Origin of the sequence: Acinetobacter lactucae (assembly GCF_001605885.1) — a bacterium.
Lineage (GTDB): Bacteria > Pseudomonadota > Gammaproteobacteria > Pseudomonadales > Moraxellaceae > Acinetobacter > Acinetobacter lactucae.
The window spans coordinates 163,862-187,729 of sequence record NZ_LRPE01000011.1; the positions used below are offsets into that span (position 1 = coordinate 163,862).

Genomic DNA, 23,868 nt, shown 5'->3' on the forward strand with positions numbered 1-23,868 from the left:
TGTTTTTGAATGAATAGATAATATGAAAATTCGTATTCTGACCATTGGTCAAAAAATGCCTGCTTGGGTTCTTACTGGTTTTGAAGATTATTTCAAACGTATCCAACCTTTTGTTCAAACCCAAGTTATTGAACTGCCTATGGCCAAACGTGGTAAGAATGATTCAGAAGCGGATATTTTAAAATATTGTCAAATTGAAGGCGAAAGTATTTTAAATGCTTTAAAACCGAATGAAACTTTAATTGCACTAGAAGTTGGTGGTCGAGAACTAAGTACAGAAAAATTAGCTGACACCATGAAACAATGGATGCTTGAAGGAAATGATGTAGCACTTGCTATTGGCGGTCCTGATGGTTTATCAGATCAGGTACGTAAAGCTGCCGCATGGCATTGGTCTCTCTCAAAACTGACAATGCCTCATCCTTTGGTACGTGTTTTATTAATCGAGCAACTATATCGAGCTATGAGTATTAATCACAATCATCCGTATCACCGTGCATAAAAGGAACAAACGTTTCATTTTAAGAACAATCCGTTGAAATCTGGATACTTTTAACATGTCCTGATTTTGGCATAATACTTATTATTCTGCTTTTCAACTCAGGTGTAATGAAATGGAACTACAAACCCTTCCCGGACTGTTTATTTCACATGGTTCACCCATGCTTGCACTTGACCCGGAACAAGTGGGACCTGCTCTACACCGTCTAGGTACAAATCTGCCTATCCCAAAGGCAATCATTGTGATGTCTGCGCACTGGGAAAGCAAAGCACTTGAAGTGAGCATTTCAACTCGTCCTGAAACGTGGCATGACTTCCGTGGATTTCCTAAAGAGTTATATGAAATTCGCTACAGTGCGCCTGGCGAACCAGAACTCGCAGAAGAAATCTTAAAATTATTGGCCGATGCTCACTTTGTTGCACATGCCAATAGTACACGTCCTCGTGACCATGGTGTATGGATGCCTTTATTGCATATGTATCCAGATGCAGACATTCCCGTGGTTGAAATCTCATTGCCATCAAATTTAAGCGCTCAAGAAATTTATCGGATAGGACAAACACTCGCACCTTTACGTGATAAACAAATTTTACTGATTGGTTCGGGAAGTATTACTCATAATCTTGCAGAGTTATCTTGGCAAGGAGACAACTCTAAAGTTCCTGAATGGGCTTCAACGTTTAGAAATACTGTTGTGAATAAGCTTTTCCATCAAGATTATGATGGGGTTTTAGACTGGCAATCACTGCCTTACGTAAAACGCAACCACCCTACTCTTGAACATTTTGCACCTTTGTTTTTTGCAATGGGTACGGGCAATCGCTTTACGATTGTTCACAGTAGCTTCACAATGGGCTCATTAGGAATGGACATTTATCGTTTTGATTGATTATTAGGAAATACCCCGTTTTGCGGGGTATACCATTATTTTTGTTGAAAATTAGAATAATTTACAAACTTATACATTTTAAAAACCGAAACAATCAAATGTTTACATTTTCTTTTTTTAAGAATGTTTTAAGCTTATTACTGTTGTTTTTTTACTTGAAGTTTTTAAATGAAAATTAAATATTTAATTCTTGCGTTATTACCTTTTTCTTTGATGGCGTGTCAAACAGTTACTAATACTCCTGCTCCAATTGTATCTGAGCAACAACAAAACCTTGCAACCACTTTAGGTGAATATGCATGGACTTATCAAAATGTAAAAGCTTCTAAACCACTTATTCTTAACTTTAATGCAGATGGTAAATTAGCCATTAATACAGGTTGTAATGGCCAAGGCGGTACTTGGAAAGTTGAAGACAACCAACTTGTTACTTCGAATCTTGTTTCAACTATGATGGCTTGCCAAGATGATTTAATGAAACAAGAACAATTGTCGAATAGCATCTTTAATGAAGCAAAATTACCAATCGAAATTAGCAACACTAATGGTCAGGTGATTTTAACCGTGACAGATAAAACTGGTCAAAAACACATTTTCCAAGGCCAAAAAGCAGTGAATACTCAAGCTTTAACAGACTACTCTTGGTCATATCAGCCTGAAAATACTAAAAAACCAATCGTTCTTAACTTTACAAATGATCGTTTATCTATCGCAACAGGTTGTAACCGCCAAGGAACAACTTGGAAAGTTGAAAACAATACCATCGTAACTGCAGACGTAATGTCGACGATGATGGCATGTGAACCTGCTTTAATGAAACAGGAACAGTTCTCTAGCACTCTCTTCCAAAAACGTGCAATTCCGTTTGAACTCAATACTACAAATGTTGATCAACCCACATTGACAGTATCTGATGCTCAAGGCCAGAAATATACTTTCACAGGTAAAATGACACCTGAAGCAAAATATCAATCTGAAGGAAAAACTGTTTTCCTTGAAGTAGCTCCAGAAACTAAATCGTGTACTGGTGTTGCCCCACAAACTTGTATGCAAGTTCGTGAAATTAAATATGATGACAAAGGCGTTAAAACTTACGCTGACAAAAACTGGTCATTATATTACGGCCAAATCGAAGGTTTTGAACATAAGCCAGACCAACGCGTAATTTTACGTGTAAAACGTTTTGAAGTGAAAAACCCAGCTGCAGACCAATCTAGTCAAGCAGATGTATTAGATATGGTTGTAGAGCAAGAGTTAGTTAAAAAACCTAAAAAATAAGTTTTTAGACTAAAAAAATCCGATGCATAAGCATCGGATTTTTTGTTTCTATTTTAGTAAATACCTTGAGCAAGCATTGCATCAGCAACTTTTACGAAGCCTGCAATATTGGCACCGTCTACATAATTCACAGTCCCGTCTTCCTTAGTTCCATATCGTACACAGTTGGCATGAATGTCTTTCATAATTGCATGTAAGCGTTCATCGACTTCAGCATGGGTCCAGCTTAAACGAATTGCATTTTGAGACATTTCTAAACCAGATGTTGCAACACCACCCGCATTAGAGGCTTTTCCTGGCGCATACAAAATTTTAGCTTCGATAAAGTGTTCAACTGCTTCAAGTGTAGATGGCATATTAGCGCCTTCAGCTACACAAATGACACCGTTAGAAATAAGTATTTTCGCGTCTTCACCTGTTAATTCATTTTGTGTAGCACATGGCAAAGCAATATCAACAGGAATATGCCAAGGCGTTTTTCCCTCAAAATATTCAAAACCATGTTTAGAAGCAAACTCGGAAATACGACCACGTTTAACGTTTTTCAGTTCCATTACTTCGGCAAGTAACTCATCTGTAAAACCATTTTTTACATAAACTGTGCCATTTGAGTCCGACAAGGTAACCACTTTTGCCCCTAAGAACATGGCTTTCTCTGCTGCATATTGAGCAACGTTACCAGAACCTGAAACTGAAACAGTTTTACCAGCAAAAGATTGTCCACGGACTTTTAGCATTTCTTCTGCAAAATAAACCGTACCATAACCAGTTGCTTCAGGACGCATCAAGCTACCACCAAATGAAATTCCCTTACCGGTAAAGACACAAGCGGTGTCGTTACTCAGCTTTTTCATCATGCCTGCCATATAACCGACTTCACGTGCACCCACGCCAATATCACCCGCAGGAATATCCGTATTTGGTCCTAAATGGCGATAAAGCTCAATGATTAATGCCTGACAGAATCGCATAATTTCAGCATCAGATTTACCTTTAGGATCGAAATCTGAACCACCTTTTCCTCCACCCATTGGTAAAGTGGTAAGTGAGTTTTTAAAAGTCTGTTCAAAACCTAAAAATTTTAAAATTGATAGATTGACCGATGGATGGAAACGCATTCCCCCTTTGAATGGACCAATTGCTGAATTGTATTGAACACGGAAAGCTCGGTTAACTTGAGTCTGACCTTGATCATCCATCCATGAAACACGAAATTGAATCACACGCTCAGGTTCAACTAAGCGTTCTAACAAACCCTGCTCTGCATATTCCGGATTTTTTTCAATAAATGGCCACAAACTTGTCATCACTTCTTCGACAGCTTGCAAGAACTCAGGTTGATGCGGATCACGCGCTTGCACGTAATTCAGGAATTCATTCAGATTGTTGTATTTCAATGCACGGTCCTCAGCATAGTAATGAATTAAATTGGTGCAATACATTATTAAATGCATCATTTAGCAGCAAAATATTAAATCCCTTTCCATCAATTTTAACAATAGTTATTTTAAATTATTTTATTAACCTTAATTATCAAAAACTTATTTTTAGGAAAACTACTTAAAGATCAGAAATAGTCATTTAACTTTTCACTTTTATTGATCTATTATTGTGCATAATTAGCGACATTTTAGGTCAATTAAAAACCCGATAAATTCGTTAAAATCCATTGACCTTACTTAGGTTTTTCTTCATTATCGCATCGTTTTAACCAAGCTATTTGCCCACTATGAATTCATCTATTTCTCTCATACGCGAGATTGATGCGTTATTACCACAAACACAATGTGGTCTATGTGGACATCGTGATGGATGTCTACCCTACGCAAAGTCGATTGCTGAAGGTGAAGAAGCAAATAAATGTGTTCCAGGTGGCCAACCTGTAGCTGATGCACTCGCAAATCTATTAAATCGTCCTGTGTTAACCGCTGAAACTAGCGTATGGCCTGTACAAGCCGATGGCCGCCCACAGCGAATGAAAGCAATTATTCGTGAGGATGAATGTATTGGCTGCACCAAATGTATTAGTGCTTGCCCCGTAGATGCTATTATTGGAAGTGGTAAGCTCATGCATACCATCTTGACTGACTTATGTACGGGTTGTGAGTTATGCATTCCACCTTGTCCGGTAGATTGCATTGATTTGGTCGAAGACAACCAAGCATTACCAAATGAGCAACAGCGTCTTGCTGAACAAAATGATTTAAGACAACGTTATTACGCTCACATTCAGCGCGAAGAAAAGCGTCGTACTCACCGTAAAGGGCCTGTAGTACGCGCTGAAATTGATACTCAACTGTTTGCACAGTTCTCTCAGGCACTTGATGAAGTACCTTCAATTGAGCTCATTGAGAAACCCAAAGAAGTTGTGTCAACAGATGCGAAAACTACAATTGAGTTAGCGAAAATTCGTACACAAATTAAGAAACTGGAAAAACAGCTCAGTGTTCGTGAAGATGCTAAAAAGCGTCTTCAGCTTGAAGAACTGCAACAGCAACTCATGCAATTACAGGAGGTCTGAATGGCCGTCAAGAATATGACGAAAAAGCAGATTCAAATTTTCTTTGAACGCCTTCGCGAACAACGACCTTCACCTCAAACCGAGTTAAAATATTCCTCTCCATTTGAGTTACTTATTGCAGTTATGTTGTCAGCTCAAGCGACCGACGTAAGTGTTAATAAAGCAACAGATAAGCTCTACCCTGTAGCAAATACAGCTGAAAAAATCTATAACTTGGGCGTAGATGGGTTAAAGGAATATATCAAGACCATTGGTCTCTATAACGCAAAAGCCGAAAATGTCATTAAGACCTGTAAGATTTTAATGGAACAATTTAACGGCGAAGTGCCAAGCAACAGAAAAGATTTAGAAGCTTTACCGGGTGTCGGGCGTAAAACAGCCAATGTAGTTTTAAATACGGCTTTCGGACAACCCACCATGGCTGTCGATACTCATATTTTCCGAGTAGGAAATCGAACTGGTTTAGCAGTAGGTAAAAATGTTCTTGAGGTTGAGCACCGCTTAATTAAGGTCATTCCTAAAGAATTTATTTTAGATTCACATCACTGGCTCATATTACACGGTCGTTATTGTTGTATCGCCCGTAAACCTAAATGTGCGGAATGTGTAGTCGCAGATGTCTGTAACTGGCCTGATCGCTTTGAATTTGGCGCACAAAAGCAAATTGCCATTAAAAATATTGAAGCTTAAAAATATGGTTGGGTATAGGGATCATACCCAATCAAACTTACTTTAGACGCTTTTTCTCATTACGCTCTTCTTTTGCTTGTTTTTGTACCTGTCTTAGCATTTTGTAGCTTTGAAAAGCCAAAAATATTAATAGTGCTAGACTAAGCAATACCACCAAAATCAATATGATTTTCATATTGTTCTCCTGCACCTAATGAAAGAAAAGAGCCCTCACAAAGAGGGCTCATTATCACAAACAATATTAAATTATTTGTCTAAGATGTTGAACAAATCTTTTTGTACATCTTCAATTGTACGCAAGCCATCAAGCTTGTCATAAGTTGGCGCATTTTCACCAGAAGCAGCACGACCTTGGTAGAAACCAACTAATTGCTCTGTTTCAGTGTGATAAGACGCTAAACGCTTACGAATAGTTTCTTCTTGGTCATCTGGACGTTGAACAAGGTCTTCACCAGTTTCATCATCTTTACCTTCCACTTTAGGTGGATTGTATACAGTGTGATAAACACGGCCAGAAGCTGGATGCTGACGACGACCAGAAAGACGTTTTACGATTTCTTCATCAGGAACATCAATTTCAATCACGTGATCGATGCTAATCCCTTCTTTTTCCAGAGCTTCAGCTTGTGGAATAGTACGCGGGAAACCATCGAAAATGCAGCCATTTGCACAGTCAGGTTGAGCAATACGTTCTTTTACTAAACCGATAATAAGTTCATCTGAAACCAAACCACCAGATTCCATTACACTTTTAGCTTTTAGACCTAATTCAGTACCTTCACGAATCGCAGCACGGAGCATATCACCGGTTGAAATTTGTGGGACATTGTAGCGCTTACAGATCAACTGAGCCTGAGTCCCTTTGCCTGCTCCAGGTGGTCCGAGTAAAATAATGCGCATAAAAAACATCCTCATTTAAAACAATGAATATGAAGTCCGGCAGAAAAAGTCTCGTTAATCTTCAATAGATCCTGCCTGACATCGAATTATAAGAAAGCCACAAACAAATGTATTGTACCAGCAATAAATCCGGTTACCCCACCTAGTACAATAAGAATCCATTCATCCTCCTGAAATGCAGGACGCAATAAATTCTGAAATTCTTTTGGTGTCAGTTCGCGAATACGCTCTTTAAACATTTGAAAAATCTTCTGTGCCCGGCTTGCGTTCAGTGCTGGGTCACATACGGGTCCCATCGTAATTTCAATTGAACGATCAATCAAGTCCGTCTTTAATCTTGCGTACTCTCTTGGCCCTAAAGAAAGCTGTAAAGAGGTGCGAACTAACGGGGTTTCCATGATTTCGTTAATATGACGCTTAACAATACGACGGGTTTTATCTTTACGCGGCCCGTACATCATTTCGGTCATAATCGATTTTAACGTGATCAGATCTTCTGTGACTACGCTCGAAAACACATCAGAGACTTCCTCTTGACGCTTCATAAAAGCACCTTGGACATTATAGGTCCCAATTCGAAGAACTGGTACAATCCAAGGAAACTTACGATCTTTTGTTAATCTAAAAATCTGTGGATAACGAATATAATGCGGTTCAACTGGGTTAAATACCATCCAGATTGCGATCCAGTTGGTTAAAAAGCCCCAAATTGCAGCCCAAAATGGTACTGTCCAGTGCCATGGTACGACAAACCAAACCACCATTTGGAAAATACCAAAGAACATGCCAATCAGTGCACTAATATGCCAAATAAAGTTAATTTCTTTTTGACCCACCTTTAAGAACATACGTACCATTAAACGGCGATCACCTTCCATCTGGCTCACGACCATTTCACGCATGTTAACCAGTGACTCTACATTCATGGTCAACTCAGTCACTAATTCTTTTAGCACACCTGGCAATTGCTTATGCGCTTGAGCATAAATACGGCGTTTAATCGAGTAAGGGAGATTTTCCCAAAGTACTGCATTACGGTCGATCATGACTTCATCAATAAGATGTTCAAGTTCAAAACCGACTTGTTCGCCAATAATACGCGCCATATCTTCAGGATCCATTGCTTCTAAGAATTCCCGCAATGAACCTAATTTAGATAAAGTATTATCGGTAATAATCCCAGAGATACGCCCAGCTTTACGTGGCACGATACCTTGCCAACCTACTGGCAATGGTCCTAAATGGAACCCCCAAAACTTAATTGGGTAAAATACCATTTTTAAAGCCATCCACACATGTGCCCATGTGACAAAAGCCGTTACGGGAATAATACTCAAAACGGCCCAAAAATCAGGTCTGTGTAAAAAGGTCTGCCACAATCCACTGACGTACTCTAACATGTAAGACTCTCGTATTTATTTGTGCTCTGCTTATGGCGAGTTAACGATAAACTGCTTTGTTTTATAAACCAAAACTTAGAGAATAAGAAAATTGAATTTGTGGTTTAGTATCTGCAGCAACATTTCCGTTCTGGTCAGTTAATTTTTCAGCCGCACCAATACCCACACTAAAAGTGCTAATTCTTTCTGAATTTAACCACACATAGGCCAAATCAACACCCGCACCTAAACGGGATTTAAAATCACCATCAACCTCTTTACTATCAAGATGCCCAGCATAGAAACCGATATAGTAACCATTTTTGTCTGTGCCGGTAAGATAATAAGGATAGCGGAAGCCAACTTGTCCGCCAGCTGTTTTATCACCATTCAAAAATGCGCCGGCTTTGGCATAGGCAATACCATACGGATTTACCCACTCACCATTAAGATGTAATAATTTTTGAGTAACTCCGGCACCCACATTCCAAGTAGATGCATTATGTCCTGCTAATTTTGCTTCCGGAAGAAACGAGTAGTCTTGAGCATGTGCCCAACTACTTACTGTCAAAACTGCAAGTAAGGGATAAATTTTTCTCATTATTTTCTCCATTTTCCCTAATCGTATGGTGAGAACAACCCTATTCTATTGAATGAGAGACTTTAACAGAATTATTTTGCTTCTTATATACAAGTATCTACAATTTTGTTGTCTGCAAAGTCAAAAAGTATCTTATTAAAATGCAATGAAACTTTGAAAATTATGCAATATTTTAAATGCTCTTGCGTTAGAATAAGAAGCTATTTTTCTTCCCCTATGTCATTAAGTCGATCCTTATGAAGCAGCACTTTCCTTTAAAAGATATCCAGCAAGAAAAGCGCATTTATCGAGGTCGTATCTTTTTTGCCGTAGGGATCGTGACTATCTGCTTATTAGTCTTAATTAGCCGATATGCTTATCTACAAATTTTTCACTATGACGAATTCTCAACTGCATCTGACAAAAACCGAATTCGCTTACAGCCACTTCCGCCTGCTCGTGGTTATATCTATGACAGAAATGGTGTCTTACTAGCAGATAACTACCCTGTTTTCACAGCAACTCTAAGTAAAACAGATGTAGAAGATGTTGATAGTGTGGTTGAGCAATTACAGCCTATTTTAGATTTAACACAAGAAGATATTGACCGTTTTAAAAGCCGCATAAAAACTGCCCGTAAAACTGAACGCGTCGCGATCAAACTTAATCTAACTGAAGCCAATATTGCTAAGTTTAGTGAAGCCAAATATAAGTTCCCGGGTGTAAGAATCGAGACACAAATGACTCGCTATTATCCACACGGTGAATTATTTGCTCATGTGATTGGCTATGTCGGGCGTATCAACGATAAAGAATTAAAAAGTATTGATAAAGACCTATATGCTGGAACCAACCTCATCGGCAAGATTGGTGTTGAAAAAAGCTATGAAGATTTACTGCATGGTACGCCAGGTTATGAATCTGTTGAAGCAGATGCACATAGCAATGTATTACGCCATTTAGGTCGTAAAGACCCTACTCGCGGTAATGACCTGTATTTATCTTTAGATTATGGATTACAAGTTATCGCGTCTCAACAGCTTGCAGGTCGTCGTGGCGCTATTGTAGCCATTGACCCTCGTACGGGTGAAATTCTGGCTTTAGTGTCTAGCCCAAGCTTCAACCCTAATTTATTTGTGACAGGAATTAGCCATACTGACTACAGCTCACTACGTGACAATTTAGACCAACCGCTTTATAACCGCGCAGTACAGGGTGTATATCCGCCCGGTTCTACCATTAAGCCAATGGAAGCTATGGGTGGTTTACATTACGGCATAGTGGACTGGTCAACAGCAATTTCTGACCCCGGTTATTTCCACCTACCAGGTGATTCACATAAATTCCGTGACTGGAAAAAATCTGGTCATGGTATCGTGAACATGCATAAAGCCATTATTATGTCATGTGATACCTATTTTTATATTCTTGCCCATCAAATGGGCATTGATCAAATGAACCAATGGATGCGTCAATTCGGGTTTGGTCAAAAAACAGGTGTCGATTTACCAAGTGAAAGTGAAGGTCTTTATCCAAATCCTGAATGGAAAATGCGTACGCGTAAAGCGAAATGGATGAAGGGTGAAACTATTTCAGTCAGTATTGGGCAAGGTGCTTTTACAGCCACTCCGATACAACTTGCCATGGCAACTGCGATTACGGCAAACCATGGTTCCCACGTTACTCCTCATGTTTTACGCGCAACTCATGGTGCAAAACCATTTACCGTACGTAATGCACCTGACGGCAAAATTAACTTTAACGGAACCGACGAAGACTGGATTCAAATGCGCGATGCAATGATTGATGTAATTCAGTCAGGTACTGGTCGAGGTATTCGTACCCCTCTATATCAAATTGCAGGAAAAACAGGTACAGCACAGGTTAAGAGTATTGCACAAGGTAAACGTTATAACGAAGCAGCCTTGAGTGAGCGTCAACTTGACCATGGTTTATTTGTTGGATTTGCCCCTGCTGATAAACCTGAAATCGCGATTGCCGTGATTTGGGAAAATGGCCGTCATGGTGGTTCAGCTGCTCAACTTGCACGACCTGTGTTTGATTACTGGCTATTAACGCGTAAGAAAAACCCGATTCGTCCAGCAAATCACCAAGTAAATGGTGGGCTAATGACGGCAGGAATTAAACCAGGTGAACTTCCAAGTGGCGGTGAAAGTTCTGGTCCAGCATCTGCTACTACCAACAAACCAGCAGCATCAACACCACAAGCGACTCCTGCTCGTCCTGCTACCAATGAGGCCGATGAATAATGAAAAATCAACTACGCATTATTGGAGGCGAATGGAAAAGACGAGTACTTCCTTTCGCTAGCATTGATGGCTTACGCCCAACTCCAGACAGAGTCCGTGAAACTCTATTTAACTGGCTCATGTGGGATATCCAAAATGCTCATGTTCTCGACATCTGTACAGGCTCTGGTGCATTAGGTTTTGAGGCATTGTCACGCGGGGCTGCTTCGGTTTATATGATTGAACCCGACAAAACTCAGGCAAGATTTTTAAAAGACAATATTGAACTCTTAAAAGCCCAAAACTGTCATTTAATTAATGCAACTGCTCAACAGGCTTTACCGCGTTTAAAAGAACAATTTGACGTGGTTTTTTTAGATCCACCTTATAGTCTTGATTTATGGCAAGAGCTTTCGAACTTGGCCGAGCCACATATTAAAAAAAATGGATATATGTATGTTGAAGCTGACCGAGAGTTATCTCAGCTTCATCTTCCTGCCACATGGCAACAGGTTAAAACAACAAAAGCTGGTACAGTTCACGCAGGGCTTTACCAAAAAATAAGCAAATAAAAAAGGTAGCTCTAAGCTACCTTTTACTTTGCAAAATTTTAATTAGCTTAAGCCAATCAGTGCCACAACTGCTGCACAGGCGCCAACAATTTTTTTGCCATATGGCACATAGCGTGTAAGCAGAGCGCCCAACACCAACCCACTGCAATAGATTAATGCCATACCCGCAATCATACCAGTTACTAATGACACGATATGTCCTGCGTGTGCTAACTCAACCCCATGAGCAATACCGTGGAAGCTTGCAAGTAATGCCGCCGCTACAGGTAAAACCTTATTCAATTTTGTCCATAATGCAATTGCTGTAACCACTAAAGAAGCCACAATACCGTATTCAGCAACATTTGCAGCTACTAAACCTTGAGCACCCACTAAGAACCCTACAATTAAGGTCACGCTTAAAGTAATAACTCCAGCAATTTTCCACAGCTTAGCTGCTGACCACAATAAGACACCAAAAGCCAAGGCCATGACTAAATGGTCTAACCCAGTAAAGGGATGAATAAAGCCCGCCACAAAACCAGAATGTGCATGATCATGTCCCGGATGGGCCATTGCAAGTGCTGGCAATAATGAAAGGAGCACTACACTCCATTTTTTCATGAAGTCCATAATCTCTCCTTAAGCTTTAAACAGCCCTTGTTTCTCAATAAATTGGATAATTTCTTCAAGCCCATCTTGTGTTTTCATGTTTGAAAATAAGAAGGGTTTTTCTCCGCGCATGCGTTTCGCATCTTGGTCCATTACATCAAGGTTTGCACCTACCATTGGCGCAAGGTCAGTTTTATTAATAATGAGTAAATCTGACTTAGTAATACCCGGCCCACCTTTACGAGGGATTTTTTCTCCACCTGCGACATCAATAACATATAAAGTTAAATCAGAAAGTTCAGGACTAAATGTTGCAGCTAAATTATCACCACCACTTTCGATAATAATGAGTTCTAAGCCTTCGAATTTTTCACACAAATCATCAATTGCAGCCAAGTTAATTGAAGCATCTTCACGAATTGCCGTATGCGGACAACCACCTGTTTCCACACCCACAATCCGATCTGGCGACATCGCTTCATTACGGGTTAAAAAGTTTGAGTCTTCTTTGGTATAAATATCATTTGTCACTACAGCCATATTGTATTTATTACGCAAGGCTAAACATAAATTAAGTGTAAGTGCTGTTTTACCCGAACCCACTGGTCCGCCAATTCCAACTCGTAATGGACTACGCTCTGTCATGATTTTTATCCTTTTTTCCTAAACTTAAGATCTGAATAACCGTGAATATTGTGTTTCGTGTTTCATGCTCAGCATGGCATAACGAGGTAAAGCGCAGCTCAATTGCTCATCATTAAGCTTCAAAGCTTTCTCTACTGCTTGTGGTACTAAACCATGCAAGTGCCATAAAATTCTTTGCCCAGCCATTTGTCCTAAAGGAACAGTTTTTACTGCGGCTAAAACCTGATTTTCTAAAACAGTGAAGGTATAAGCCGTAAGTACATCCATGTCTTTGAGTTCGAGTCGACCACAAAGCTGTGCATAGACCGGCACGAAACCAAACTGCTTTTTAACCTCAACTGTTTTTTTTAAAACATCTTTAATCCACGCATTTAAAGAAAATGCCAGCTGTTGAGATTCTGCCAAGAGTTCTTTACTTTCTCTGCTGGCCTTATACAAATTTGCCCATACCAGAAACTGTTCTGAATCATCGTGATGCTGCATGAGACGCTTTAATACTGGTAGCTCAAACCTCACCAACAACATCTCAAGTACTTCTTCAAAGTAAGCAATTGCCGAGATTTCGTCATGTATTAGGCCAATATCAATCGCCGTTTCCACACCTTGCGAATAACAATACGCCCCAACTGGCAATGCCGTAGAAGACAGTGTCAGCAGTTGCAGTAATTGCGCGGCACTATGAATGGACATGATGTAAAGCTTTGATTGAGCTTAAACGATGATCATGGCTATGCTGTGCATAGGCACCGCTTTCAGGTTCAAACGGATGATCAGTTTCTGAAACTGTAAGCCCTAACCCTTCCACCATTTCTGCAAGCACATGATCAGGCTCAAAATACAAAGCTGTAGGTGTCAGCATTAATGGCACATGCCTATTACCTAAGTGATAGGCAGCTTTAAGCAAATCAAAATCGGTTTGAGCAGTGACTTGCATTAATCGCTCAGGTTTTGCATCAACACGCAATACATCGCCCTCTTGAGTTGCGATATATGAGCCACTACGCAAAATACCAGTACGCGGTAAATCAGCACCAATATCCACCCCACTCGCTAAAGCCGCTCGAAACCGTGATTTTTGGCGTGTATCAAAAGTCAGTTCAACCGTTTCAAATGCCTGATCAGGAGAAATATATTCAAGACGTTGGGTATAGATTTTCATTTAGCTTTTCTCTCCTTATTTATTTCTTTCATATCTAGAGTAATGAGGCAAATCATCTCTATAAAACTTATCAAAATAAGAAATAACGCTGAGCCATAGGTAATACATCAGCAGGTTCACACGTTAATAATTCACCATCAGCCCGCACCTCGTAAGTTTCAGGATGAACATGCATGACTGGGCAATATGTGTTGTGCTTCATATCAGCTTTGCTAATTTGACGTGTGTTTTTACATGGGCTAATTAACTTTTTAAGGTTTAATTTCTCAGCAACTTTTTCATCAATTGCCACTTGAGGTAAAAAGGTAATACAGGTGTTATGTACACCACGCGGATAAGCACCAAACATTGGACGATAATGCACGGGTTGAGGTGTTGGAATTGAAGCATTAATGTCACCCATCGGTGCTGCCGCAATCATACCCCCTTTAATAATCATGGAAGGCTTTACGCCAAAAAAAGCAGGCTTCCAGAGCACTAAATCAGCAAGTTTTCCGACTTCAACAGAACCCACTTCATGACTTAAACCATGGGTAATTGCAGGGTTAATCGTATATTTAGCAATATAACGTTTAACACGATTGTTATCATGAAACTCATTATCACCCTCAAGAGGCCCACGTTGAATTTTCATTTTATGAGCAGTTTGCCAAGTTCGTAAAATCACCTCACCTACGCGACCCATCGCCTGAGAGTCAGAGGACATCATGGCAATAGCACCTAAGTCTTGCAGGATATCTTCAGCGGCAATAGTTTCACGGCGAATACGACTTTCAGCAAATGCAATATCCTCAGCGATTGCCGGATCTAAATGATGGCAAACCATAAGCATATCTAAATGCTCATCAATGGTATTAATCGTATAAGGGCGCGTTGGATTAGTAGAAGACGGCAAGACATTACTTTGTCCAATTGCCTTTAAAATGTCAGGTGCATGCCCACCACCCGCACCTTCGGTATGGTACGTATGAATCGTGCGATCTTTAAATGCAGCTAGTGTTTCTTCTAAAAAACCACCTTCATTTAAAGTATCTGTATGAATAGCGACCTGCACGTCAAACTCATCCGCTACACTCAAACAGTTATCAATGGCTGCCGGTGTTGAACCCCAGTCCTCATGGAGTTTTAACCCAATTACCCCAGCTTTAATTTGCTCACGAATTGGATCAGGTAAACTCAAATTCCCTTTGCCTAACAGCCCAATATTCATAGGCAAATCATCAATGGCTTGCAACATGATCGCAATATGCCAAGGCCCCGGAGTCACAGTCGTTGCTGAAGTTCCAGCCGCCGGTCCTGTACCACCACCCACCATTGTTGTTGTACCCGACATAAGAGCAGTTTCAACTTGCTGCGGGCAAATCCAGTGAATGTGAGTATCAATACCACCTGCCGTTAAAATTTGTCCTTCACCTGCAATCACTTCTGTTGCAGCACCTAAAGGAATGGTAATGTCAGGTTGAATATCAGGATTTCCAGCTTTTCCTATTTTCCAAATTCGACCATTTTTTAAGCCAACATCCGCCTTTACAATTCCCCACCAATCCACAATCAAAGCATTGGTAATCACAGTGTCGGCAACTTCATTGGCTAAAAGTTGAGATTGCCCCATTCCATCACGAATGACTTTGCCACCGCCAAACTTAACTTCTTCACCATAGGTCGTTAAATCTTGCTCAACCTCAATAAAAAGCTCTGTATCAGCCAAGCGAATACGATCACCAACCGTTGGACCAAACATTTCAGCATATGCACGACGTGACATTTTCATACGATTAGTTCCTTATTTTTCTGATGGCAAAGCATAATATTTTGTCATCGGGATAAACCGGATTCCCCATTTTTCAGCAGCATCACCACTTACAATAAAACCAAATTTTTCATAGATATCTTGAGCATAAAAACTTGAATTCACCGTAATTTTTTCAACGTCTATATTTTCATTTTTAATTTTTTCTTCTATGAAATCCCAAAGCTGTCGCCCTAGACCTAGTTTCAAATGTGTTTTTTTAATAAAAAAATGCATTAAATGTGAGGGTTCCATATAAGCGACTATACCCACGATCTGTTGATCAATCTCTCCAACAAAATAATGAATATCTTCTCGATCAAAAATTGTTTGTATGACTTCTGGTTTAAAGCGTGAGCGCCCTTCGTGATTTGCAATCACTTGATCTACATATGGAGCGATTATGGCAACGATAGTATCTGTGTCATCTTTCGTTGCTTTTCTAATCAACATTCTCATCCAAACGCCCCATGACTCGGCCTGCAAAACCATAAACTTCTCGTTTACCAACCAAAGCAACAAGCTCTACTTCTCGACTTTGTCCGGGTTCAAAACGTATTGCTGTACCTGCCGCGATATTTAATCGAAAGCCTTTAGCTATTTCACGATCAAACTGTAGTGCATCATTTGCTTCATAAAAATGAAAATGTGAACCCACCTGAATAGGCCGATCGCCAATATTAGCAACTACAACTTTTAAAGTTTGTCGTCCAACATTCAGCTCAATGTCTGTATCTGGAGTAATGATTTCACCGGGGATCATAAGTCCTCCTTTTATACGATTGGCTGATGAACAGTGACTAACTTCGAACCATCAGGAAAAGTTGCTTCGACCTGAACCTCAGCAATCATTTCTGGCACACCATCCATCACATCTTCGCGCTTTAATAAAGTTGTTCCGTAATGCATCAAGTCACTCACCGTCATACCGTCCCGCGCCCCTTCAAGCAAAGCAGCAGAAATAAAAGCGATAGCTTCCGGATAATTCAGTTTTAAACCACGCGCTTTACGACGCTCAGCAACTAAACCAGCGGTGAAAATAAGTAATTTATCTTTTTCTGTTGGATTGAGTTCCATATCTCTTTCCTAAATAGCATCTAATTTTCTTTAAGCAAAATACGTGCTCAAAAGCAGCATACTTATTTTAATTGTTTTTTAAATACGCAATTTAACGTAACTTAGGTCTTCCATATTCTCGGAAATTCTTCATCTAAATCAAACCAATAACGTCTTAATCTTGCTCTTATTGCCGCAAAAGCATCATGGCAACGTCGGACATCATTTCCCAAGAAACGCGCACAAACCACATCATCTAATAATGTTAAAGTTACAGGTGCTTGCATACGCATCATTAATTCACGAATGAGTTCGAGCTGTTGTTCTAAATAAAATGAAGACCGATATTTCTCAGGTGCAACCGCCCAAAAGCTTCCTATTACGGCTTGATTATTCATACCTAAACATGAACGAAGCCAACGATCTTCACCTTCAAAAAACAATATATCTGCAACCAGTAATTTTTGTTCTCGCCACAACTTAAACTGGTTGTGGTAGCTTCCCTGCACAAAACGCTCAGCGCGCGCCTGCCGCCCGAGTACCAACATATCCCATCCTATAAAACTGGCAGTATGGTCAAGATGAATATGAGTTTCTGAGTGTGCTAGAGCTCCGTCAAATAACATGGATTCCTGTGGAACCCACTCCAAAATAGACTGATCTCGCACATGAAGATGAATATGCTGAAAGGCTTGCTTCCCATTGGTTTTGTACCACTTCCCTGCGCCAGGAGTCGTTACAACCGCATGAGCTTGATCTTTGGTTTCGATTTGAAAAGTAAGATGATCTCCTCCTGCAATTCCTGCGGGAGGATGTACAATAATGGCGTGACATACACCTGTTTTTTCAGGCCAGAGCATTTTTTGCACCCTTACAGGGCCATAATGCTTTCTATGATTCATTATGGTGCGCGAATTTTCAAAACAAAATCCGAGCTCTAATCTCGCATACCAAAATGGTGCTAAAGAGTTTTTTGAAAACGTTTGTACCTGATTCATTCTGGTTCGTATGTTCAAAATAAGTGCTTAAAGTTATAAGCAAAATACGCACCAAATATAAAAATAAGCCAAATGATAAAATTAGATACAATTTTTCGATTTTAATGAGTTAAAAAACAATCAATGTCTAACATAAAACCACAGTAACTCATGGAATTATTTATACAATAGCGCCCACCGTTGCTTCCATACTTGCTCTCCATGAAACTTTTTTTCGTGTTAACGCCACTTGTCTTTTTAACTGGGTGTATTTTTGGCCAATCTAGTGAGGTCAAACGTGCAGAAAAAATTCTCCATAATTTTGAATGTAAAAATGTTGAGACAAGTCAGATTGCAACAAGTTCAATTAATTCTTACTACCAACAGTCTTTAGCGGTAAGCAAAGAAAAGGCGACTTCATATGTAGAGAGTTATAAGAATGGTGAAGAATTATTCGACATGCCGCTAGATGAAGTTTTAAAGCAACAATATCAACTTTATAAATCAGCTTGTGATTCTTTAGGCGGAGTTTCTTCTCAACCTTAAAATAGAAAGGTATTCACTAATTTTTTAGTGGATACCTTTTTTTAATTTTTATATCCTTCTTTTTGATTAAATTTTACTCACTTTACCTTTTGTTAAAATTAAATTACATACTTAAACTTTTATTAGGCTCTTATATTTCATAGCCTGTTTACTTGTTTTTTATTTATTTTCCGAGGTTTAGATCATCATGAAAAAAACATTATTATCAGTAGCACTCTTAAGTATCCTTCTTGCCGCTTGTAGCAAAAATGAAAATAAAGCCGACACGACAACCCAAGCATCTGCTCCAGCACAAACAACTGAAGCGAATAATAATGCTGTAGATACCGCACACACAGCTGAAAACTCACTCGATTGGGACGGCACATATAAAGGCACTCTCCCATGCGCAGACTGTGAAGGTATTAAAACCGAATTAGAACTTAAAGATGATAAAACCTACGAGCTGACTGAAACTTATCTTGGTAAAGGTGATGCAAACCCATTTGAAACCCATGGTACCTTTACTTTTGACAAAGATAATACTTCAGTCATTACCCTAGATGATAAAGGTCAAAACCGTAAATTCTTTATCGGTGAAAACACTGCAACTGCTTTAGATATGGAAGGTAAGAAAGTTGAAGGCTCTTTAGCTGAACACTATGTTTTGAAAAAATAATTTTTAATAATTAAAAAACCCGCTCATTTGAGCGGGTTTTTTTATGAATCAATTCTTAGTGAGCAGCGAATTGGTTCATTGTGTTTTTAGCATCGTCATGCGCTTTAAGAGCGTTGTCACCAGAGAAGATTTCTTTGTGATCATCACCGATGTCAGAACCCGCCATTGCTTGGTGTTTAACACAAGCAATTCCACCGCGGATTTCTTTACGTTGTACGCCAGCAACATAAGCCAACATACCTTCAGAACCGAAGTAACCTTGTGCAAGCTCATGAGTAGAAAGAGCCGCAGTGTGGTAAGTCGGAAGTGTGATCAAGTGATGGAACACACCTGCTTCGCGAGAAGCATCTGCTTGGAAAGTACGGATCTTGTCATCAGCATCAGCAGCTAATTCAGTGTTGTCATATTCAGCACTCATTAATTTAGCGCGGTCATATGCAGAAACGTCTTTACCTTCAGCAACCCAACGGTCGTAAGCTTGTTGACGGAAGTTTAAAGTCCAGTTGAATGATGGGCTGTTGTTATAAACAAGCTTAGCATTTGGAACAACTTCTTTAACACGGTTAACCATGTGCGCGATTTCTTCTACGTTTGGAGTCGCAGTTTCGATCCAAAGAAGGTCAGCACCATTTTGAAGGCTAGATACACAGTCAAGCACAACACGGTCAATTTGAGTGTCAGCACGGAACTGATATAAACCTGATGGTAAACGCTTAGGACGGTGTAATTTACCATCACGCTTGATTAAGATTTCATCTTCTTGAGCATCAGCAATATCAATTTCTTGAGTATCTAAGTAGCTGATGTATTGAGAAGCGATGTCACCTGGCTCTTTAACCACTGGGATTTTTTGAGTCAAGTCAGCGCCTTCAGAGTCAGTACGCGCAACAATGATACCTTCTTCAAGACCCATTTCTAAGAATGCATAACGTAATGCATGGATCTTAGCGATGAAGTCTTCGTGTGGAACAGTTACTTTACCAGCTTGGTGACCACATTGTTTAGCATCAGATACTTGGTTTTCGATTTGAAGCGCACAAGCACCAGCTTCAATCATTTTCTTAGCAAGTAAGTAAGTTGCTTCTTCGTTACCGAAACCAGCATCGATGTCCGCAATAATTGGCACAACGTGAGTTTCAAAGTTGTCGATTTGAGCTGTGATTTCAGCTGCTTTAGCTGTATCACCAGCTTCTTGTGCTTTTTTAAGTGCACGGAATAAATCGTTTAATTCTTTTGCGTCAGCTTGACGTAAGAAAGTATAGATTTCTTCGATCAATGCAGGAACAGAAGTTTTTTCGTGCATAGATTGGTCAGGAAGTGGACCAAATTCAGAACGAAGAGCAGCAACCATCCAACCAGAAAGGTAGATATAACGTTTGCTTGTAGTACCGAAATATTTTTTGTTCGCAATCATTTTTTGTTGTGCGATGAAACCATGCCAGCAACCTAATGATTGAGTGTATTTGCTTGAGTCAGCATCGTATTCAGCCATATCACGACGCATAATCGCAGCTGTATACTTAGCAATATCTAAACCTGTTTTGAAACGGTTTTGAAGTTGCATACGAGCAGCATCTTCTGGGCTAATGTCTGCCCAAGTGTTGCCGAATTTTGCTTTTAATTGACGTACTGCATCAATCGCTGTTTGATATGTAGTCATGATATTGTCCTGTATTCATTTTAGGATTTCATCGATTGAAGCCTAGAGTCACGTTACTTAAATTTCTTATGACACCAGCTGCTTCCTCATGACCACAGCTTAGACTTAGCCAATCAATTAATCCAATATCCTTTATTAATCTTCAGTATTTATTTAAAAAATATACCAATAAATCGATATTATAGATAAAACTAAAAACCTTAACACTCTGTTTATAAAAATAAAATTATCCTAAAGGAGTATAGAGTTTCATTCTAAAACCTCACTAAGTCTTATTTTTATACAATTTTTGAAGATTTTCCACTCATTTTTAAATCTAAAAGTCAATTGTAAATTAGGCTATTTTTGCCAATGCAAAAAGTCAATTTATATGCTAGAAATTGAGAAGTTATTCATAAATATATTCTATTTAGATTTCTTTCATTCAAAACTAAGCAAAGACAATAAAATCGTACCTTTGAAACGGCTTTCCACCCTACTTAATTCCTACAAAAAATGTCGCTTTTCTCATCATTTTTTCACACAATGATTATTAAATATGGCATAATTTGAAACAATTTCAGGGTTTTATTTTCGGTATTTTTTTTATGAATCTGGAGCGAGTAGATCTTAATCTATTAATATATCTTGATGTACTTCTTCGTGAAAAAAATGTTACGCGCGCAGCCGAACAGCTTGGGGTAACTCAGCCTGCAATGAGTAATATTTTACGTCGCTTACGTAATTTATTTAATGATCCGCTTCTTATCCGTTCTTCTGAAGGGATGACCCCAACAGAACGTGCACTCGAATTACAACCTCGTATTCGTGATGCCCTTTCTGACCTCTCCATGATTTTGGAACCCCGTACCGAATTCCGCCCTTATACAAGTAATCGCGTTTTCCGCATTATGACATCTGACTATGCCGAGGCAACTTTAGTCCCTCGCCTTGTCAAAGCTCTACGCTCTGAAGCTCCAAATGTTGTCCTCGACTTTCTTACACCAAGTGATGTGTCTTATAGAGATATGGAACAAGGTAAAGTTGATCTTGCGATTAATAGATTTAATGAAATACCGCAAAGTTTCCATCAAGTTTTAGTTTGGCGTGATAGTTTCAGTTGTATTCTTAACGACAAACACCCTGCTGTAACCCATTTAAATCTTAAAAGCTATCTAGATGCACAACATATCTGGGTGTCTAAAACAGGTATGGGCGTAGGCTTTGGTGTAAATCCAGATAAACAAGGCGGTTTAGGCTGGATCGATCAGGCATTAGAGCGTATTGGTCAACGTCGTAAAATTTCTGTATTTACCCGTCACTACCAAATGCCAGCATTACTTGCTCAAAATGTAGATCTTATTGCTACATTACCAACCCGCATGGCACGTTTACAAACTCAAAATCCAAAACTGGTTATAAAGGATCCTCCTTTTTATATTCCAGAATTTGAACTTAAAATGGCTTGGTGCCCGTTATTACACCACCATCCTGCTCATCGCTGGTTGCGCCAACTTATTTTATTTGTTGCTCGTCAAATGATTGAAGAAGAAAATCGTGAATTTCTAACCAACAATTCACAATTTTCTCACTATTAAATAAATTTTAATTTAATTGTCGATTTTAGACATTATCTTCAAGCGCTGAGCAATCAATCTGATTACCTCAGCGCTTTTTTGTGTTAAAACATAGTCATAATAATGATGAACCTCGGGTGATTTGTGAGTCTCTTTCAAAATATCATTATCATCGCACTGCTCATCATCGCAGCAGGCTTTTTATCTTTAACTGAAATTGCCTTGGCTGGTGCCAGAAAAGTAAAGTTAAAAATTTTAGCCGAAGCTGGCGAAGAACGTGCCCAACAAGTACTTGATCTACAAGAACAATCTGCCGATTTTTTTGCAGCTTCTCAAATTGGCCTAAATGCAGTTGCGATTTTAGGTGGTATTTTGGGTGAAGCTGCTTTTCGTCCTTTTTTTGTCACACTCATCGACCGTTTTTATGAAGGACCTTGGACACAGACTATTGGTTTTGCCCTATCCTTCACCTTAGTAACTTCTCTATTTATTTTATTTGCCGATCTCATGCCAAAACGTTTGGCCATGATTGCACCTGAAAAAATTGCGATTAGTGTTATTAACCCAATTCAAGTTTTTATTAAGGTTTGCAAACCTTTAGCTTGGGGAATTAATGCAATCGCCAACTTACTATTTCGTTTATTCAAAGTTAATACAACACGAGAAGACAATATTACTTTTGATGATATTTCAGCAGTCATGGATGCAGGCGCGCAAGCTGGTGTACTTCAAAAACAAGAACACCACTTTATTGAGAACGTTTTTGAGTTAGAAGAACGTACCGTACCCTCAAGCATGACAACACGCGAAAATGTTGTTTATTTCACCTTGAATGAACATGAAGACAGTATTCGTCAAAAATTAGCAGAATATCCTTACTCAAAATTTTTAGTGTGTAATGAAAATATTGATCAGGTCATTGGTTATGTTGATGCCAAAGACTTTCTGGTGCGCATTTTAAACAATCAATCCCCAACACAATTGAATGAATCAACCATTCGTACTGTCTTAATGATTCCTGACACCCTAACTCTCTCGGAATTACTTGATCGTTTCCGCTCTACAAAAGAGAAATTTGCGGTGGTCATAAATGAATATGCTCTGGTTGTAGGTGTTATCACCTTGAGTGATATTATGATTACAGTTATGGGTGACTGGGTGACTCCTATAGAAGAAGAGCAACAAATCATTAAACGTGATAATAACTCTTGGTTGATTGATGGCAGCACACCAATTGATGACCTAAGACATGCTCTTGAAATTGATGAAATGCCTGATGAAGAAAATTATGAGACACTCGCAGGTTTCATGATGTACCGTCTACGTAAAATACCTCGTCCAGCAGATTTTGTAGAATTTGGTGGATATAAGTTTGAAGTTGTCGATGTCGACCATTTTAAAATTGACCAACTTCTTGTAACTCGAATTTTAGAACAAACCGAAACACACTCATCAATTGATGAAAACTAATCGGTATTAATTTAAATACCCCACAATTTAGCTGGGGTATTTTTTTAAAACTAAATAAATTTTTTAAATATATGTAATAATTATTTTAGATTCATTTATTCAATTTGCTCTTTTAATTTAAAAGTATTATTATTTTATTTAGTAACTCTATTAAAGCTTAAATACTGAAAATTAATAAATTAATCTATATCTCTTAACTGC

General features: G+C 39.1%; 26 protein-coding genes. 11 read left to right on the forward strand and 15 right to left on the reverse strand.

Translation table 11 applies throughout. The annotated features are described in order from the left end of the window. The first annotated feature begins 22 nt into the window (after nucleotides 1-22). The 3 genes from rlmH (at nucleotide 23) to AWW73_RS06205 (ending at nucleotide 2,669) form a co-directional block, all read left to right on the forward strand. On the forward strand, nucleotides 23-502 hold the full coding sequence (rlmH, locus tag AWW73_RS06195; RefSeq protein WP_002054393.1) for a 23S rRNA (pseudouridine(1915)-N(3))-methyltransferase RlmH: 480 nt from the start codon (nucleotides 23-25) through the stop codon (nucleotides 500-502). Nucleotides 503-614: 112 nt separating this feature from the next. Then, nucleotides 615-1,391 (forward strand): DODA-type extradiol aromatic ring-opening family dioxygenase, encoded by a 777-nt coding sequence (locus AWW73_RS06200; RefSeq protein ID WP_062849107.1) that lies wholly within the window; start codon nucleotides 615-617, stop codon nucleotides 1,389-1,391. Nucleotides 1,392-1,559: 168 nt separating this feature from the next. Further along, on the forward strand, nucleotides 1,560-2,669 hold the full coding sequence (locus tag AWW73_RS06205) for an META and DUF4377 domain-containing protein (protein ID WP_062849108.1): 1,110 nt from the start codon (nucleotides 1,560-1,562) through the stop codon (nucleotides 2,667-2,669). A gap of 53 nt (nucleotides 2,670-2,722) precedes the next feature. Here AWW73_RS06205 and gdhA read toward each other — a convergent pair whose 3' ends face one another. Then, nucleotides 2,723-4,126: an NADP-specific glutamate dehydrogenase gene (gdhA, locus tag AWW73_RS06210; protein WP_081409513.1), complete on the reverse strand. Its 1,404-nt coding sequence runs from the start codon at nucleotides 4,124-4,126 to the stop codon at nucleotides 2,723-2,725. A gap of 272 nt (nucleotides 4,127-4,398) precedes the next feature. Here gdhA and AWW73_RS06215 point away from each other — a divergent pair, with 272 nt between their 5' ends. Both AWW73_RS06215 and nth read left to right on the forward strand, forming a co-directional pair. Then, nucleotides 4,399-5,190: an RnfABCDGE type electron transport complex subunit B gene (locus tag AWW73_RS06215; protein WP_062849110.1), complete on the forward strand. Its 792-nt coding sequence runs from the start codon at nucleotides 4,399-4,401 to the stop codon at nucleotides 5,188-5,190. Beyond that, entirely contained in the window at nucleotides 5,191-5,880 is a 690-nt protein-coding gene (nth, locus tag AWW73_RS06220; RefSeq protein WP_002117539.1) for an endonuclease III, read from the forward strand. A gap of 37 nt (nucleotides 5,881-5,917) precedes the next feature. On the opposite strand, the gene AWW73_RS18440 is transcribed toward nth, so the two are convergent. The 4 genes from AWW73_RS18440 to AWW73_RS06235 all read right to left on the reverse strand — a co-directional run bounded on the left by AWW73_RS18440 (nucleotide 5,918) and on the right by AWW73_RS06235 (nucleotide 8,760). Further along, entirely contained in the window at nucleotides 5,918-6,055 is a 138-nt protein-coding gene (locus tag AWW73_RS18440) for a hypothetical protein (RefSeq protein ID WP_335340275.1), read from the reverse strand. Between the two features lie 71 nt (nucleotides 6,056-6,126). After that, nucleotides 6,127-6,780 carry an adenylate kinase gene (adk, locus tag AWW73_RS06225; protein WP_002117671.1) on the reverse strand — a complete coding sequence of 218 codons (654 nt, stop codon included), beginning with the start codon at nucleotides 6,778-6,780 and terminating at the stop codon, nucleotides 6,127-6,129. 86 nt (nucleotides 6,781-6,866) lie between these two features. Further along, nucleotides 6,867-8,180: a DUF445 domain-containing protein gene (locus AWW73_RS06230; RefSeq protein WP_062849111.1), complete on the reverse strand. Its 1,314-nt coding sequence runs from the start codon at nucleotides 8,178-8,180 to the stop codon at nucleotides 6,867-6,869. A 61-nt stretch (nucleotides 8,181-8,241) separates the two neighbouring features. Further along, entirely contained in the window at nucleotides 8,242-8,760 is a 519-nt protein-coding gene (locus AWW73_RS06235) for a hypothetical protein (RefSeq protein ID WP_002117557.1), read from the reverse strand. A 236-nt stretch (nucleotides 8,761-8,996) separates the two neighbouring features. Between AWW73_RS06235 and mrdA the strand changes: the two genes are divergently transcribed. Next, nucleotides 8,997-11,009: a penicillin-binding protein 2 gene (gene mrdA / locus AWW73_RS06240; protein WP_062849112.1), complete on the forward strand. Its 2,013-nt coding sequence runs from the start codon at nucleotides 8,997-8,999 to the stop codon at nucleotides 11,007-11,009. Then, nucleotides 11,009-11,560 carry a 16S rRNA (guanine(966)-N(2))-methyltransferase RsmD gene (gene rsmD / locus AWW73_RS06245; protein ID WP_062849113.1) on the forward strand — a complete coding sequence of 184 codons (552 nt, stop codon included), beginning with the start codon at nucleotides 11,009-11,011 and terminating at the stop codon, nucleotides 11,558-11,560. The genes mrdA and rsmD overlap by 1 nt, the downstream gene beginning before the upstream one ends. Nucleotides 11,561-11,602: 42 nt before the next feature. Here the strand turns inward: rsmD and AWW73_RS06250 are convergent, their stop codons facing one another. The 9 genes from AWW73_RS06250 to AWW73_RS06290 all read right to left on the reverse strand — a co-directional run bounded on the left by AWW73_RS06250 (nucleotide 11,603) and on the right by AWW73_RS06290 (nucleotide 17,798). Beyond that, a complete protein-coding gene (locus tag AWW73_RS06250) occupies nucleotides 11,603-12,172 on the reverse strand; it encodes a HupE/UreJ family protein (RefSeq protein WP_062849114.1) in 570 nt (189 codons plus the stop codon). Between the two features lie 9 nt (nucleotides 12,173-12,181). Next, nucleotides 12,182-12,796 (reverse strand): urease accessory protein UreG, encoded by a 615-nt coding sequence (gene ureG, locus AWW73_RS06255; RefSeq protein ID WP_002117800.1) that lies wholly within the window; start codon nucleotides 12,794-12,796, stop codon nucleotides 12,182-12,184. A gap of 24 nt (nucleotides 12,797-12,820) precedes the next feature. Then, nucleotides 12,821-13,486, reverse strand: a complete 666-nt coding sequence (locus AWW73_RS06260; RefSeq protein WP_062849115.1) for an urease accessory protein UreF — start codon at nucleotides 13,484-13,486, stop codon at nucleotides 12,821-12,823. After that, complete coding sequence (gene ureE / locus AWW73_RS06265) at nucleotides 13,473-13,955, reverse strand: urease accessory protein UreE (RefSeq protein ID WP_062849116.1); 483 nt, start codon at nucleotides 13,953-13,955, stop codon at nucleotides 13,473-13,475. Before ureE ends, AWW73_RS06260 begins: the two co-directional genes overlap by 14 nt. A 70-nt stretch (nucleotides 13,956-14,025) precedes the next feature. Further along, on the reverse strand, nucleotides 14,026-15,726 hold the full coding sequence (ureC, locus tag AWW73_RS06270) for an urease subunit alpha (protein ID WP_062849117.1): 1,701 nt from the start codon (nucleotides 15,724-15,726) through the stop codon (nucleotides 14,026-14,028). 12 nt (nucleotides 15,727-15,738) lie between these two features. Further along, nucleotides 15,739-16,197 carry a GNAT family N-acetyltransferase gene (locus AWW73_RS06275; protein ID WP_062849118.1) on the reverse strand — a complete coding sequence of 153 codons (459 nt, stop codon included), beginning with the start codon at nucleotides 16,195-16,197 and terminating at the stop codon, nucleotides 15,739-15,741. Beyond that, on the reverse strand, nucleotides 16,187-16,507 hold the full coding sequence (locus tag AWW73_RS06280) for an urease subunit beta (protein WP_062849119.1): 321 nt from the start codon (nucleotides 16,505-16,507) through the stop codon (nucleotides 16,187-16,189). Before AWW73_RS06280 ends, AWW73_RS06275 begins: the two co-directional genes overlap by 11 nt. Nucleotides 16,508-16,518: 11 nt before the next feature. Then, nucleotides 16,519-16,821, reverse strand: coding sequence for an urease subunit gamma (ureA, locus tag AWW73_RS06285; RefSeq protein WP_002117495.1), 303 nt, complete (start codon nucleotides 16,819-16,821; stop codon nucleotides 16,519-16,521). Between the two features lie 101 nt (nucleotides 16,822-16,922). Further along, complete coding sequence (locus AWW73_RS06290; protein WP_205630319.1) at nucleotides 16,923-17,798, reverse strand: urease accessory protein UreD; 876 nt, start codon at nucleotides 17,796-17,798, stop codon at nucleotides 16,923-16,925. A 201-nt stretch (nucleotides 17,799-17,999) separates the two neighbouring features. On the opposite strand from AWW73_RS06290, the gene AWW73_RS06295 reads away from it, so the two are divergent. Together AWW73_RS06295 and AWW73_RS06300 are read left to right on the forward strand one after the other, a co-directional pair. Continuing rightward, on the forward strand, nucleotides 18,000-18,323 hold the full coding sequence (locus tag AWW73_RS06295) for a hypothetical protein (RefSeq protein WP_005070594.1): 324 nt from the start codon (nucleotides 18,000-18,002) through the stop codon (nucleotides 18,321-18,323). 187 nt (nucleotides 18,324-18,510) lie between these two features. After that, the gene (locus AWW73_RS06300; RefSeq protein WP_031947668.1) at nucleotides 18,511-18,981 is read left to right on the forward strand and encodes a copper resistance protein NlpE; all 471 of its coding nucleotides are present in this window, start codon (nucleotides 18,511-18,513) and stop codon (nucleotides 18,979-18,981) included. A 55-nt stretch (nucleotides 18,982-19,036) separates the two neighbouring features. On the opposite strand, the gene AWW73_RS06305 is transcribed toward AWW73_RS06300, so the two are convergent. After that, on the reverse strand, nucleotides 19,037-20,641 hold the full coding sequence (locus AWW73_RS06305; protein ID WP_002117581.1) for an isocitrate lyase: 1,605 nt from the start codon (nucleotides 20,639-20,641) through the stop codon (nucleotides 19,037-19,039). A gap of 587 nt (nucleotides 20,642-21,228) precedes the next feature. On the opposite strand from AWW73_RS06305, the gene AWW73_RS06310 reads away from it, so the two are divergent. Both AWW73_RS06310 and paeA read left to right on the forward strand, forming a co-directional pair. Continuing rightward, nucleotides 21,229-22,218 (forward strand): LysR family transcriptional regulator, encoded by a 990-nt coding sequence (locus AWW73_RS06310; protein ID WP_004703082.1) that lies wholly within the window; start codon nucleotides 21,229-21,231, stop codon nucleotides 22,216-22,218. A gap of 123 nt (nucleotides 22,219-22,341) precedes the next feature. Next, nucleotides 22,342-23,667: a polyamine export protein PaeA gene (paeA, locus tag AWW73_RS06315; protein ID WP_062849121.1), complete on the forward strand. Its 1,326-nt coding sequence runs from the start codon at nucleotides 22,342-22,344 to the stop codon at nucleotides 23,665-23,667. The last annotated feature ends 201 nt before the right edge of the window (nucleotides 23,668-23,868 follow it).